Source organism: Streptomyces phaeofaciens, from assembly GCF_014648915.1.
GTDB classification, from domain to species: Bacteria; Actinomycetota; Actinomycetes; order Streptomycetales; family Streptomycetaceae; genus Streptomyces; species Streptomyces phaeofaciens.
Genome location: NZ_BMSA01000008.1, coordinates 72,781 through 86,727, shown reverse-complemented (window position 1 = coordinate 86,727; position 13,947 = coordinate 72,781). Strand labels below are relative to the sequence as shown.

The window sequence follows — 13,947 nt, the reverse complement described above, 5'->3', positions numbered from 1 at the left end:
CTCCAGCGTAGAGAGGTTCGGGTGTCCGGCGGACCCGTCCTCCGGGACGCGCCCGGAGGATCCGCGCGCCGTGGTCGATCGAGCGGTCTGCATCAGGCAGCTCCCCGCTCGGTCGCGGTGGCCTGGAGGAGGCCGTGCAGGACGGACTCCAGGGTGTTGACCTGCTTGCTCAGGCCGAACAGGCGCAGGCGGTCCACACACGCGGCGATCAGGGCGGCGTGCTGCTCGGTGCCGGCGATCTCGCGCAAGTGGGAGAGGCGTTCGAGCACGTCGCTGCCGGAGCGCACGACCAGCTCCTTGGGGACGAATCGGTCGGCGAAGCGCATGTCCGCCGGGGCCAGCGGCAGGCAGCCGGCGAGCACGGCCTCGAAGATGCGCTGGGTCATCTGCCCGACGGCGGCGTACCGCTCGGGCAGCATGAGCACCGTGGCCAGGGACCGGCCGTAGACGCCAGCAGCGGCCTCGAACGGGATCCGGCCCGCGAAGCGGACGTGCGGCCAGCGGCCGGTCTTCGTCCACTTCCCGGCGACCAGGTGCTCGACACGGGCGGCGGCCGGGGCGAAGAAGCGGTCGAAGGGCTCGTCGCGGTCGTACTGGTTGCCCACGTAGCCGAGCGCGAGATCCCGAGGCCGCGCCGCCAGGGTGAGGGGATCGGCCTGGGCGAGGAGGTCCTCGGCGACGGGGAAGAGCAGCGAGTGCGCGCCGGGGGTCGGCGCGAGTGCGGCCTCGCAGACGCGGGTGTGGGCCGTACGGCGCCACACGCTCTCGGCGCGCAGGGTGCGGTCCTTGTCCCAGATGACGGTGGGCGTCTGGCACCGGGCCGTGTAGTGGTTGATGAGCTGGGCCTGCCGGTGGAGGTCGCAGGTGTGCCCCTCGCTTCCGCACACGGTGGTGTTGCGGCCGGGGATCGCCCAGCGCCACTCCAGGAACAGGGCGTCGATGCCCGGCAGGCCGTCGTCGAAGGTGTACGCGCCGCCGAGGTCGTCACCGGCTTCGAGGCGGTCGCGGTCGGGCTGGAGGAAGACGATCTCGTGACCGCGGGCAAGGAGGGCGTCGATGAAGGGGCGGCGGTGGCTGCGGCCTCCGTCGGGGGTGTCGGTGACGCCGTTGCCGAGGAAGCCCCAGAAGCTGTATCCGATCTTCATTTGGTGATCCACCGCCCTTCGAGGAGCAGGGCGTCGAGTCCGGAGTTGGCCAGGCAGTCCAGGGCCATCTCGGGGGTCCCGCAGATCGGCTTGCCCTTGACGTTGAGGGAGGTGTTGATCAGCACGGGTACGCCGGTCCGGCGGCCGAAGGCGGTCAGCACCGCGTGCATGAACGGGTTCTGCGACCGGGTGACGATCTGCAGGCGGGAGGTGCCGTTGGCGTGCACGATGGCCGGCACGCGCTCGCGCGTCGTGTCCGTCACCCCGGAGGCCATGGACATGTAGGGCGCAGGCTGGCCGAGGGTGAAGAACTCGGCGGCGCGCTCGGCCGGGACCATGGGGGCGAAGGGCCGGAACGGTTCGCGGAACTTCACGGTGGCGTTGAGCCGCTCGACGACGCCGGGCTCCAGCGGGGAGGCGAGGATCGAGCGGTTGCCCAGGGCACGCGGCCCGGCTTCGACGGCTCCCTGGAAGAGTCCGGCGATCGTGCCGTGGGCGAGCTGGTCGGCGAGGAACTCGGCGGTCTCGATGCCCAGGGTCTTCTGGTGGAGGCCGGGCCATGGGGTCAGGTCGAGGGGCTGGTCCTCGTAGGAGGGGCCGAGGTAGCAGCTGCGGGCGATGCCGGCGACCGGGCGAGGGCTGCACCGGTCGACGTGCACGGCGAGGGCTGCCCCGATCGCGGTTCCGGCGTCACCCGGTGCCGGCGGGACGAACACCTCGTCGAAGATGCCGGCCTCGATGATCTTGCCGATGCTCACGCAGTTCGTGGCGACGCCGCCTCCCACGCACAGGCGCCGGGAGCCGGTGAGCGCACGGGCGCGGCGGGCGAGATGGACCATCACCTGCTCGGTCCGCTCCTGGAGGGCAGCCGCCAGGTCTCGGTGGACGTCGGTGAGCGGTTCGCTCGGGTGCCGCTCGGGGCAGGTCTCGGCGGCGAACCGCCTAGATGTCCTCGGGTATCCCGACGTGAGGGTGCGCGTCGGGAAGTAGCCGGGGTGGATGCGGAAGCCCGTGGCCGTCGTGCGGACGGCCGTGGTGAACAGGTGGCGGAAGCGGGCGGGGTCACCGAGGGCGGCCAGCGCCATGACGGTGCCCTCCTCGTCGCCCCGCCGCCAGCCCAGGTGCTCGGTGACGGCGCCGTACACGTACCCGAGGGACGCCGGGTCGTTGATCGCTTCCAGGGGCCGGACGCGGGGGCGCTGAATGCCGTGGCCGTGGGCGATGGTGGTGGTCTGCCGCTCGCCGAGGCTGTCGACCACGAGTACGGCGGCTTCCTCCCAGCCGGAGGCGGCGAAGGCCGTGAGCTGGTGGGCGCGGTGGTGCAGGACCGGTGTCACGCGGGCCGAGGGGAACTGGCTGCCGAGGACGCGCAGCCGCCGCCGGGTCCGCAGGGCGACCTTGACGAACCCGTGGGCGCGGGCCAGGCTCCGGTCGCGCGTCGTCGGCGAGAGCGCCATGCGCAGGGCGGCGGGCGACTCGGCGAGGTAGCGGACGGGCTGGAAGTTGTAGGCGACGGCGTCCACGTCGGTGGCGCTCAGCTTGGCCTGGTCGAGGAGCCATCCCACGGCGCGGGCCGGGTAGAGCTTGGTGTGCTTCTGCTCGGAGAGGCGTTCCTCCTCGACGAAGCCGACGAGTTCACCGTCCACGAGAAGGGCGGCCGAGGAGTCGTGGGTGTACGAGCACAGGCCGAGGACGACGGAGGGGGTGCGCTTCATGGCGGCGGTCACCTTGCCCCGGCCGTCGCGGCGCGCTTGGCCGAGCGCCGCTCCAGTTCTCCGTACCAGGTGGTGAGGGCCTGGCCGAGGGGTCCGTCGATCGTGTCGGCCGCCCGCTGGGCCTGCTCGTGCTTGCCGTCCTTCCACAGCCGGTAGCTGCGCAGCGTCTCGGCCATCGCGTCCCAGCCGGGATGGCCGGTCACGTCGCGGGCCTCGACCTGGTCGAGCAGGCCGGAGAAACCCGTCCAGGGCGTTCGCAGGTCGGGCATGATCTCGCTCGCCGAGAGCGAGGTCAGCGCGTCGGCCTGCTCGATGTGCTCGTCGTAGATGTGCAGCGAGCCGATGTGCAGGTGGAACTCGCCGAGTTCCGCGTCGAGCCATCCGGCGACCAGCTCGTGCAGCACGGTGTAGAAGAACACGTCGTACGGCATGCCGATCCATACGTCCTGGCCGCGCATCATGGTCGCCATGTGCAGGCGGCCGGCGCGCAGGTGGAACCGGAACCCGAGGGTGCAGGGCACGTCCTTGTGCCCGGCGGCGTCCTGGGCCGGGTCGTAGAGCTGGATCAGGGCTCGCCGGGAGTCGGGGTCGGCCTGGAGGATCTCCACGACGCGGGCCAGTTGGTCGACCTTGCCAGCCCAGTTCCGCATCCTGGGGCCGTACGCCCCCAGCAGGACGCCGTCGTCGGCGAACTGCCGCAGCCGGTTGTTGTAGTCGAAGATCCACGGGGCGTCGGATCCGGACAGGTGCCAGACCGTCTCGGCGACGGCGAAGGCCGGATTCACGATGCGGGCGGGCGGGGCGTAAAGCAGGCGGGCACGCGGCTGGGTGAGCAGCAGGTGCATGTCGCGGACTTCGTGGGTGGCCATGCCCCGGGGGCTGATCTTCTCGCCGGATTTGGCCAGCGTGACGGCGCCGGAGAACAGCTCGGCGATGCTGTCGGCCGTGAGGTGTGTCATCGGACGGATGCTCCTTCGTCCTGGGGCGACGCAGCGGCGCCCGGGTGGTGGTGGGTGGAGTCGTCGGCCCTCGGGCCGGAGGTGGCACGGTCGGTGATGAGCCGGGCGATCCGAGCGGCGCTGTCGCCGCGCCACCGGCAGACCTCGTCCAGGGCCGCCCGCGGGATCGGCGCACGGCCCGCGCGCACGCCGGAGAGCGCTTCGGCGACGTCACCGGTGGCCTCGCACCGGGTCGCCAGTCCGTGACTGGCCAGGCCCAGCGTGCGTTCGCCCGGCGGGCCGATTTCGAGTACCGGGATGCCGAGCAGCGCGGCTTCGATCCCGCACGTCGAGTACGCGCTCCCCAGGGCGTCAGCGCCGGCGAGGCAGCCTCGTGCCCCGACCCGGGGATCGGCCACCGCGACAGGCGGCCCGCCGTCCCGCTTCACCAGAGCGGTGAAGGCGTCGGCTCCCTGCGCCGGATGTGGAGCGATGACGAGCCCCCAGTCGCCGTCCGCCTTGGCGAGCCCGTCAAGGAGGAGGCCCGCGTGGGACTTGAGGTGATCGGGGTTGAAGGGCTGGCAGGCCCACACCGCGATCCGGGCGGGCGCGCGCCGTCCACCCGGAGCCAGCAGCTTCTCCAGGTACCGCCGCTGCGCCTGGCGGCCCAGGCCGGCGAGGACGTCGAAGCGGGGCTGCCCGAAGACGTGCACCTCGGCCTCGGGGTGGCGCGCCCACGCTCGGCCCAGAGCTAGGTCCCGCTCGCCCATGACGACGATGTCGCGGCTGTGCAGGGCCGGCCAGGCGACCGATTCCTCCGTCCACGCCCCGTGCTGGACGTGCACCGAGTTCGCCCCGTGCTGCTCGGCGGCGTGCGCGGCCAGCACGCCCAGGGGGCTGGTGTCGTTGCTCAGCAGGACGGTGTGCGGCCGGGTGGTCGACAGCATGTCATCGAGCCAGCTCTCCGCCCGTACCACCGTCCGCCACGATGGCTGGGTGCAGCCCCCGCTGGTCTCCAAGAGCACGGACAAGAGCCGTATGAGCCGGGCAAGTTGGACACCGTGGCCTCCCACCTGGACGACGTGCTCGTCGTCGGGACAGTGGAGGCCCTCGGCGGTGCCGGAGAGGGTGAAGAGGTCGCTCGGAGCCGAGCGCAGCTCGATACCCGTGACCGATCCCGCGCTGCACCGCTCGGCGGCATCAGCGGCGAGATCGAGCAGGAGACTCCTCTGCCCGCCGCGCGCCAGTTCGGCGAGAACCGGGGTCAGCGTGGCAGCGTGGCGGGAGGTCCACGACAGCGCCAGAACGTCCTGCCGTCCGAGATCCGAGGGGAGCGGACTCGGCTCCGTGTTCGCCGTACTCGTCCGGGAGCGGTTGCGGAGCTGGGCGGAGCGGGTCGGGTTGTGCGGTGCCGCAGCACCGAGCACGTACGCGACGCCGGACCACGTCACGGTGTAGGCCAGGTACTCACGCGAGCTGCTCGAACGCAGTCCCACGAGTCCTTCGTACGGGGCCAGGGTCAGGGGCCCTGGGGCCGAGGCGAACGGTGCCCAGGCGTTCAGGGCCAGGAGCTTGCGCACGATCTCGGCGACGAAGCGTCGCATGGGGACGTGCTGGACGTGGAGCCAGCCGGCTCCGCCCGGGGTGGAGGCCAGTGTGGCGCTGTAGTGGTCGAGGGCGGCCATGACGTCTTCGACGCCGGAGCGCAGCAACTGCTTGTCGACGGTCGTCGCTTCCAGGTCCGTGGTGTGGACGTGGTCGGTTCGCGCGTGCGCCAGGGTGCCGGTTCCGACGAGAGTCCACGTCGGCTTCCCGGCGTTGGAGGAGCGGACCAGGCCGAGGCCGCCAGTCGTGCGGGGACTCACCCTGTGCTCCCCTCGACGAGTTGCCTGGCGGGGAGGAGGAGGCTCAGCAGTTCCTTGGGCGAAGCGGCCGTCTCGGGGGCGGGAGCCGTCGGCTGCCCGTAGCCCCATCCAGCGTGCACATAGGCGACGCCGGCGCGTGCGGCCGACTCCTGGTCGACCGCCATGTCCCCCACGTAGACGGCGGCGGCGGGGTCGACTTCCAGGTCGACCAGCGCTAGGAGGAGGGGATCCGGGGCCGGCTTCGTCCGGCCCGCTCCCGCAGGCGTGCGGATGGTCGCGAAGGGACACCCGAGGCGCGCGAGGAGCGGGGCCGCCCGGTCGACGTGCTTGGACGTCACGACGCCCAGCCGCCAGTCGGCGGCCACGAAGGCGTGGAGCGTCTCGACGATGCCGGCGAACTCCTGCGCGAGGTGCGCGGTGGCCACGGACTCCGCCTCGTACGTCCGGCGGACCGCTTCGGTGTCGGTTACGCCCAGTCGCTGCATGATGTCGCCGAACTCGCGCCCCAGATGGCGCTCGTAGTCGCGGAAGGGGAGCGCGACGCCATGTGCCTCTTGCACCCTCTGCCACGCCTTCCGCATCACCGGACGCGTGTCGAGCAGGACGCCATCGAGGTCGAGGAGAAGAGCGCGCGACCTGTGGTCGTTCGGCGCGGCCGGAGCCGATGGCGATTCGTGAGCGGGAACGGTCATGATCATCCTCTAGTCAGGGGTGGCCGTCGCGCCTCAAAGGGCCGAGGCCGGCGCAAGTTCCAACTCGGGGTACTGGGCCGGACCGCCGGCCTCCTCGAACGCCGCGTTGAGCAACGCCACGTGCATGCCGTCACGCCGCCCCCGGGACTGCAGAGCACGCCCGTGGCTGGACAGCGCCCACGCCTTGAGGGCCGTCGGGTCCTGCATGAAGTTCTTCGCGTTCTGCCGCAGCACGGCGGGGGTGAACGTGCCAAGGTTGAGGCCGGTACGCCAGAACTCAAGCCACCACTGGCACATCAGTAGCGGACCCGATTCGTCGCCCTTGACATGATCGGGATGGCTGCGCACCCAGATCGGATCCAAGTCCGGGTGAGTGGTCGCGACTTCGAGCATGCGGCCGGGGTCCTGGTGCACCGCCAGCTCCAGGGACTGGCGGTGCTGCAGGTGCCGCTGGGCGATGTGCACCGCAGACGCGAGGGCGATGGTGGTGGCCAGAGCGAGAACGGGACGGTTCATCTGCGACCTTTGCTCACGGATGGATGGGGCGGTGCAGGGCAACCGGCGACGGCATCCGGGGCAGCGGTGCTCGCCGTCGTGCTCGCTTGAGGAAAGTCAGGCCGCGTCCGGCGGGCCGTCAGTCGAAGGCGAGACCGATCCGTTCGGCGCGGCCGGCAGGCGCGAGAGCCGGTGAAAGCGCGAGAGGTCGAAGCCACGCCCCTGAACCTCACCGGCGGGCACGGCGAAGAGGTCGATGCCCTCTTTGCTGGGCGCCGTCGGGGCGGCCTCCTGGATGGCGAGGAGCGCTTCGCCCTGTTCGCGGTGCGGCAGGAGGCGCGGCGCACGATCGGTGTGTCCCTCGAAAGTCATGGTCAGCCCTCGGTCAGGTGTATTTGAAGGTGAAGGCGAGCGCGACGCTCACGGTGGCGATCAGGAGGACCTGGGCGCTGATCTGCCGCCAGCCCCAGCCCTTCCTGTCCATCCAGCGCAGCGGACGCCTTCAAGTCGGCGCGACGGGCTCCTCGGAGATCACGAGGTGGAGAAACGCCCGGCAGTGCTCGCCCAGATGTTTGATCACGGCGTGGTATTCGTCGTCATCGGAGCTGATGTTGTGCCGGTCGAGGACGATCACGCCGTCGGCCAAACCCTCTCGGAGCTGCCGCTCGGCTTCCCGCCAACCAGGTCGATCCCAAGGCGGCGTGTAGAACCCCTGGCTCGCACTGGATGCCGGGAAGTACGTCGTGGTCACCGGGACGGCCACATCGTGGAGCCGAGTGGCGATCGCGTATCCGAGCTGGTCGGCCTCAGCCTGTAGCGTCCCCCAGTCCTCGTCAGGTCGGGCCCTCGGACTCGGTACCAAGCTGTACGCCAGCACGCGCAGCGGCTGATCGTCCTGCGTGTCGACGACCTGTCGGAAGAAGTGCTCACGGAAGCCTCGGAGTTGGCCAGCTCGGGACTGGCGCTTCACCCGGAGAGGGGTGCGGGGCCATCTCGGGTGGTCATTGCCAGCGATCGGCGACCCACCGCCCGTGTGCTTCTCACGACCCCGGTCGAAGGCAACGAGGCTCAACACGTCGGGTCCGTGCTTGACTGCGTCATGCGGCAACATGGGGGTGCCTCCGTAAGAGTGGGGATGACCGCGTACGTAGTTCGGCCGCCGTCCGCAACGCCCCACCGAAGCGACAGGCAGGCGACGAGGTGCAGCCCTCGACCACCGAGGCCAGCGGCACTTGCACGTCGTCGCCTGGCCGGTGCGGTGCTGTCGTCGGTGACTCGGATTTGAAGCTCGTGGTCGTCGTGTCGCAGTCGCAGTCGGACATCCCCGGAGCCGTGGATGATCGCGTTGGACACCAACTCCGAGACGACGAGTCGGGCGTCCTCTGCCGGCGCGTCCGGCAACGACCACTGCTTCAGCACGGTGGCCGTGGTTCGTCGTGCTTGAGCTACGTGCACATCCATCGGCTCCATGGCCATCTCGAAGACGTGAGAGGCCAGCGGACACCGAGCGGTCGCGGCGCCGACGACGTGGGCGCCACCGTCATCGCCCCCAGGTCGGGGTGGCGTTGCTGTCCGGTGCGTGGTCATGCGCACATCGCACCGTGGCTGCGCGATCCGGAACAGGGGAAACTGGAGGGGGAAATCTTTGTCAAGGGGGGAAAACAGGGGGGAGTTGAGGGGAGTATTGGCTTTCTCTCACGGATAGGGGTCAGACTCATGGCAGTGGATCCATTTGCCGAGCTGCTCCGTCACCTGCGGCGTAACGCGAATCGGACGCAGGACGAGCAGGCCGGTGCGATCAACGCCGCTTCCGGCCGGGCAACGATGACCCGCCGAGAGGTCAATCGGTACGAGAACGGTGCCAACGTTCCGACGGATCACACCCTGGGGAACATCGCTTTGGCCTGCGGCGTCCCGCTGGAGCCGCTGCTGCGCGAGGCGAAGGCCGCCCGTGCCAGGCGGCGAGAGAAGAACAAGGCCGAGGCGGAGGATCTGGACGACGTGAAACGCCGAACGCTGCTGGGAGGCGCAGTCATCGGTGCGGCTGCGGCTGCCGAGCCGTGGGGCCGGTTGGCCTATGCACTCAGCAAGGGTTCCAAGATCGACCCTGAGTCAGCGGGGATGCTTATTGATCATGCGGCCGGGTTGTACGTGGACGAGCTGAACGAGAGCGCGCTCAGCCTGCAGTCTCGGGTCGAGGCACACTTGGACGCGATCACCGCAGCCCTTCCCCGCGCCGGAACCCACGAGCGAGCGCTGACCATCGCGGCGGGAGAGACCGCAGCTCTTGCCGGATGGGTTGCCTGGGACCTCGGCGAGCACGACAAGGCCACCTCCTATTACGGAGTGACCTCGGAGTGCGCGAAGAAGGCTGGGCACCCCCCTCTGCGCGCCCTGGCTCTGGGCTACGCGAGCTACGGTGCCCCCAGCCCTGCGAAGGCGCTGGAGATGCTCTCGCAGGCAGCTCAGGACGTACGCGGACGTGGCAATGCAACCGCCGCAGCGTGGGCCCTGGGCCGGTACGCGGAGGAGGCCGCTCAGTCAGGCGATGACGCTGCCGCCCTTCGCGCGCTGGACCAGGCCAGGTTCGCCTATGACTTCGCCGACCATACGAGCGAGCAGGCGTGGGTCCGCTTCGTGACGCCGTACCGGATGGACTCCTTATCCCTCTCGGTCTACGGCGAACTCAAGCGTCAGGAGCTGACGGCCACGGCCGACTCCGCAGTCGAGCGCCTCGGCGGTGAACTACCCGAGTCTGGTGTGGTCGTTCTGGGGGACCTGGCGTCCTCACTTCTGCGCGGCGGCGACGTAGACCGCGGGGCCTACGTCGCGCACCAGTTCGCAGCAGCGGCGAAGTCGAAGCCCAACACCATGGGCCGCCAGCGAGCGCAGGCCATCGCTGCCGGGCTCCCCGACGCTGAGCATGACCTGGCCAGTCACCTGCTGACGTTCGCGACGGTGTGAAGCGTCCAAGCGCACAGGCTCGGCGAGAGCGAGGCGCTGATATGGGAGCCCCTACTGCGGGCGCGTCTCGTCGACGACCCAGGACAGGTACGCCTCCGAGCCTCCGGTCACGGGCAGCGTAACCCACTGGGGGACGTCGTACGGGTGCCTCTCGTGCAGCCATGCCTCCAGCGCGGGGAGGCGATCCGACGACGTCATGTAAGAGATCCGCCACTCCTGAGCCGCTTCGACCTTCCCCTGCCACCAGTAGAAGGCGGTGATGGGCGCATCGATGTGAACGCCCGCCGCCAGCTTGCTCTCAACAGCGCCTCTGGCGAGGGACTTCGCCTGCTCCTCGTCGTCACTGGTCGTCTGCGCGATCACGATCTCGGGGTCCATGCGGCTACCTCTCCAGCTCGGGTACCGCGACCCTATCCAGATGTCCGACGCTGGCTGGCGGGTGGTAGTTGCCGGGAGGGCTGGGCGAACTACCTTCCGCACTGATCACCTCTGCCGCGCCTCGTGATCGTGTGAAAGGCGCTCCAATTCGGCATGACTGTGAAGGTGCCGAGAGAAGCGGTGGCCAACGGACGGCGCCGGCCCGTGAAGGCGCCCGGGGAACTGGGAGAACTGATCGACGCCCTGCTCAGCTATGCCCCCGACGATCTACGAAGTGGGTAAGGCTCTGAGCTGATCCCGAAGCCCCGTTCGCCGAGTGTGGCTCGTGCGGCGGCAGCCGACAACAAGCGACGTCCCACTGGACAGTCAGTTCCGCTGTGGAGGATGGCGTCCCTTGATGTGGTGTAGCCGATCAAGGTGAGGGAGTGCGCCGGGGGCGTATGGCGATGGGTTTTCGCTCCCTGCCCGCAAGGTGGGCCATCGTGCAACTCTCCGTTGTGAACGGGCAGTTCAACGCGGGAGGTGCAGGATGGCCCTGTCTCAGCATGACTTACTCCGGCTGCTTGAGTCACTACGTTCGGCGGACGGGCTCGAACTCGTCCGCCATGTGGCCGAGCGGATGCTCCAGGAGCTGATCGAGGCCGAGGCCACGGTCCGGATCGGCGCGGAGTGGAACGAGCACACCGACACACGCACCGCGCTTCGCAACGGCCACCGCGACAAGACGCTCAGCACCCAGGCCGGCGACCTGGACCTCGCGATCCCCAAGCTGCGGTCGGGGAGCTTCTTCCCCGCCCTGCTGGAGCGGCGCCGCCGCATCGACCAGGCCCTGTATGCGGTCATCATGGAGGCCTACGTCCACGGCGTGTCCACGCGGTCGGTCGACGACCTGGTCAAGGCCCTCGGCGCGGACACCGGGATCTCCAAGAGCGAGGTTTCGCGGATCTGCCAGGAGCTGGACGGTCAGCTGACCGCGTTCCGTGCCCGGCCCCTGGACCACGTCCGCTTCCCGTACGTCTATCTGGACGCGACCTACTGCAAGGCGCGGGTCGAGCACCAGATCGTGTCCCGCGCCGTGGTGATCGCCACCGGGATCACCGAGGACGGCGGCCGGGAGGTGCTGGGCGTGATGGTCGGCGACAGCGAGACCGAGTTGTTCTGGACCGAGTTCCTGCGTCACCTGCGCGAACGCGGTCTGACCGGGGTCCGGCTCGTCATCGGCGACCACCACCTGGGGCTGGTCAAGGCCATCCGCAAGGTCATGCTCGGGGCCGCCTACCAGCGCTGCAGGGTTCACTTCCTGCGCAACGTGTTCAGCGTGATCAACAAGGAAGCGGCCGAGATGGCCGCCGCCACGATCCGCACGATCTTCGCCCAGCCCACCGCGGATGCGGTCCGCACCCAGCTCGACACCGTCGCCGACATGCTCGGCACACAGTTCCCCAAGGTCAAAGACATGCTGCTGGAGGCGAAGGACGACCTGACCGCCTTCGCCGCCTTCCCCGAGCGACATTGGAAGAAGATCCAGTCCACGAACCCGCTGGAGCGGATCAACCGCGAGGTCAAGCGCCGCACCGACGTCGTCCAGGTCTTCCCCAACGACGACGCACTCCTGCGGCTGGTCACCGCCGTGCTCTTCGAACTGCACGACGAATGGATCGCCTTCCCCCGCCGCTACCTGCCCGAAGGCAGCATGGACAAGCTCTACCCCGCCGAGCGCCCCGAAAGCGCCCCCACGCTGCCCAACACCACCAACACGACCGCCGGATGATCGGCTACACCACGACAAGGGACACGACCCTGTGGAGGCAGCGACGCCTATCTGCGTTGGGTGGTCCGCCTCCTCGGTCTGGAAACCGGCGGGCCGGTGGTCTGGGCTCCCGACGACCGTATGCAGTTGCTGGTCGCCGAGAGTCCACAGGAGATGGAAGCGTTCCTTGAGGCGCGCCGTGCGCAGGGCTACGGCGCCCGCATGTCCGCTGGCTACTGCTGGCGCTGGTCCCCGGAACCCAAGCCAGGCGACCCCCTTCCGCCCGACGTCGTCATCGGCGATTGGGCCCGCCCGTGGAACCTGCGCGGAGACCGCTCAGTCTCGGGCGCGCCCCCGGCCGCGTTGTGGGCCACCGATCCGGCCGGCTTCGGTCAGGTCGGCTGCGTGTACACCGCCCAGGGCTTCGAGTACGACTGGTCCGGTGTCATCATCGGCCCCGACCTGCTCTGGCGAGGCGACCGCTGGACCACCAACCGCACCGCCTCCAAAGACCGGTACTAAAGAAGTCCACCCCGGACACCCACGTGGACCGCCTGATCCGCAACACCTACAAGGTGCTGCTGACCCGAGGCATGGTCGGCACGATCGTGTACTCGACTGACCCGGAGACACGGGAGAAGCTTCGGGAGCTGGTTGACCGCGGGGTGGAACGGCAACCCGCCTCGACATGAGTGAGCGGGTTCGCAGATCGCGCGTCCCGATTGCGTCTCGACGAGCTTCCTCACCCAGGGAAGGCCAGCACTCGCACGCTAGCCGGATCGAGGCCGACCTACAGGCGTGCCCAGCGTGCGCAGCTGCAAGGGGTGGTGTGCGGTCTGCGCAGCTGGGGCTGTCTGGTGGACGTCGGCCGGTGCGCAGCGGTCGGCTTGCTGCGCCTTGCGACCGGATGGTGTGCGCAAACGCTGCGACCTGCTGTGGACGGGTCTACGGTCGGCCCCGGGGCGGCTGCACACGACTGTTGCGCAGAGCTTTTAGGGGCGTGGCTTGTCCGGTCAGCCACGCTCAGCCGGTGACTGCGCAACCGGCCGGGTCGGTCTGCGCAGTGCTGTGACCTGCAGTGGTCGGGTCCATGGTCGGGGACATTGCGCAGGGCCGCATGTGAACTGGCTGGTGCATCCAGCAGGCTTTCCGGTTTTGGTCGGGGCAGTGGATGGGCGCCAGATGGGCACGCCAGGGTCGTCGCGGAGCAGGTTCGGCCAGCGGCGTGGCCAGGATGGGGACCTCGCGGAAGGCGCGTTAGCGAGTGCCGAGTTGGTTGCGGCTGCAGGCTTGGACGAGGTTCTCGATTTAGGCCGAGTCTGTGCCGTTCAGGACGAACAAGACCCGCGGGAAGAGGGGGCAGTGACGCTGCCATTCCTCCCGCAGAGGCTCCCGGTCGGCCAGCTGGCGCCGCCCGACCGGCTGGAACGTGAAGGCGTGGAGGTGGGCATAAGCGGTGATCTTTGCGGCCAGGCGCTCCAGGCTTATCGTAGTCCGATCAATCTCTATGAACGCGCGCAGCATTGTCCCGTCGCCGCCATCGCGGCCGAGCCGGTAAGGCAAACGGTCCTCGGAGATGACGGCGTCGCCGCCCCGAGGGGTGATGGATCTCAGGGATCCAGTCCAGTGGCCGACACAATTCGCCGCGTCGGCGCGCTTCCTGGACGAAGGCGAGCGCGGTCTCGATGACCGTCATCGTGTGCATGACCCGCAGCAGCACCGCGGTCGGATTGGACACCTCCTTCAGTGCCCACCGACCGCGCAACTCCAGCTACTCGCAGGCAGCCTGGCCCCTCTATTGGGTGGGAAACCGCACCCGCATCCGGCTGGCTCGCGCCAGCGTGATTTGCTCAACCAGGCCCTCGGCGCGCAGCTTGACCAGCGCTGCCGGGTCGGCTTCGTCCGTACCTCTGGCGCCAGCAGAAGGCATCTGCAGGGTGGTGGCCACCTGGTTCTGCGCCCAGCACCGCCAATGCCTTCCGGTCTCCACCGCCCGTGTCCACGT

General features: G+C 69.4%; 13 protein-coding genes and 1 pseudogene. 3 read left to right on the top strand and 11 right to left on the bottom strand.

Translation table 11 applies throughout. The features are described from left to right. Positions 1-92 precede the first annotated feature (92 nt). The 9 genes from IE275_RS15975 to IE275_RS15935 all read right to left on the bottom strand — a co-directional run bounded on the left by IE275_RS15975 (position 93) and on the right by IE275_RS15935 (position 8,311). Positions 93-1,145: a glycosyltransferase family protein gene (locus IE275_RS15975; protein WP_189711953.1), complete on the bottom strand. Its 1,053-nt coding sequence runs from the start codon at positions 1,143-1,145 to the stop codon at positions 93-95. Next, entirely contained in the window at positions 1,142-2,860 is a 1,719-nt protein-coding gene (locus IE275_RS15970) for a carbamoyltransferase family protein (protein ID WP_189711952.1), read from the bottom strand. The genes IE275_RS15975 and IE275_RS15970 overlap by 4 nt, the downstream gene beginning before the upstream one ends. 8 nt (positions 2,861-2,868) lie before the next feature. Beyond that, the gene (locus IE275_RS15965) at positions 2,869-3,819 is read right to left on the bottom strand and encodes a thymidylate synthase (RefSeq protein ID WP_189711951.1); all 951 of its coding nucleotides are present in this window, start codon (positions 3,817-3,819) and stop codon (positions 2,869-2,871) included. Further along, the gene (locus IE275_RS15960; protein ID WP_189711950.1) at positions 3,816-5,663 is read right to left on the bottom strand and encodes a CDP-glycerol glycerophosphotransferase family protein; all 1,848 of its coding nucleotides are present in this window, start codon (positions 5,661-5,663) and stop codon (positions 3,816-3,818) included. The genes IE275_RS15965 and IE275_RS15960 overlap by 4 nt, the downstream gene beginning before the upstream one ends. After that, positions 5,660-6,355, bottom strand: coding sequence for an HAD family hydrolase (locus tag IE275_RS15955; RefSeq protein ID WP_229870261.1), 696 nt, complete (start codon positions 6,353-6,355; stop codon positions 5,660-5,662). Before IE275_RS15955 ends, IE275_RS15960 begins: the two co-directional genes overlap by 4 nt. Positions 6,356-6,388: 33 nt before the next feature. Next, the gene (locus tag IE275_RS15950; RefSeq protein WP_189711948.1) at positions 6,389-6,871 is read right to left on the bottom strand and encodes a DUF6082 family protein; all 483 of its coding nucleotides are present in this window, start codon (positions 6,869-6,871) and stop codon (positions 6,389-6,391) included. Positions 6,872-6,967: 96 nt separating this feature from the next. After that, a complete protein-coding gene (locus tag IE275_RS15945) occupies positions 6,968-7,222 on the bottom strand; it encodes a hypothetical protein (protein WP_189711947.1) in 255 nt (84 codons plus the stop codon). Between the two features lie 130 nt (positions 7,223-7,352). Further along, positions 7,353-7,961, bottom strand: coding sequence for a hypothetical protein (locus tag IE275_RS15940; RefSeq protein WP_189711946.1), 609 nt, complete (start codon positions 7,959-7,961; stop codon positions 7,353-7,355). Further along, complete coding sequence (locus IE275_RS15935; protein ID WP_229870280.1) at positions 7,919-8,311, bottom strand: ATP-binding protein; 393 nt, start codon at positions 8,309-8,311, stop codon at positions 7,919-7,921. The genes IE275_RS15940 and IE275_RS15935 overlap by 43 nt, the downstream gene beginning before the upstream one ends. Before the next feature lie 255 nt (positions 8,312-8,566). Here IE275_RS15935 and IE275_RS15930 point away from each other — a divergent pair, with 255 nt between their 5' ends. Beyond that, a complete protein-coding gene (locus tag IE275_RS15930; RefSeq protein WP_189711944.1) occupies positions 8,567-9,814 on the top strand; it encodes a helix-turn-helix domain-containing protein in 1,248 nt (415 codons plus the stop codon). Between the two features lie 51 nt (positions 9,815-9,865). Here the strand turns inward: IE275_RS15930 and cutA are convergent, their stop codons facing one another. Then, on the bottom strand, positions 9,866-10,192 hold the full coding sequence (cutA, locus tag IE275_RS15925) for a divalent-cation tolerance protein CutA (RefSeq protein WP_189711943.1): 327 nt from the start codon (positions 10,190-10,192) through the stop codon (positions 9,866-9,868). A 529-nt stretch (positions 10,193-10,721) separates the two neighbouring features. Between cutA and IE275_RS15920 the strand changes: the two genes are divergently transcribed. Then, positions 10,722-11,963, top strand: coding sequence for an IS256 family transposase (locus tag IE275_RS15920; RefSeq protein ID WP_189711942.1), 1,242 nt, complete (start codon positions 10,722-10,724; stop codon positions 11,961-11,963). 30 nt (positions 11,964-11,993) lie between these two features. Next, positions 11,994-12,634 (top strand): annotated as a pseudogene (locus IE275_RS15915) (DNA/RNA helicase domain-containing protein); the annotation flags it as partial. 1,103 nt (positions 12,635-13,737) lie between these two features. Here IE275_RS15915 and IE275_RS15910 read toward each other — a convergent pair. After that, positions 13,738-13,890, bottom strand: a complete 153-nt coding sequence (locus IE275_RS15910; protein WP_189711941.1) for a hypothetical protein — start codon at positions 13,888-13,890, stop codon at positions 13,738-13,740. Positions 13,891-13,947 lie beyond the last annotated feature (57 nt).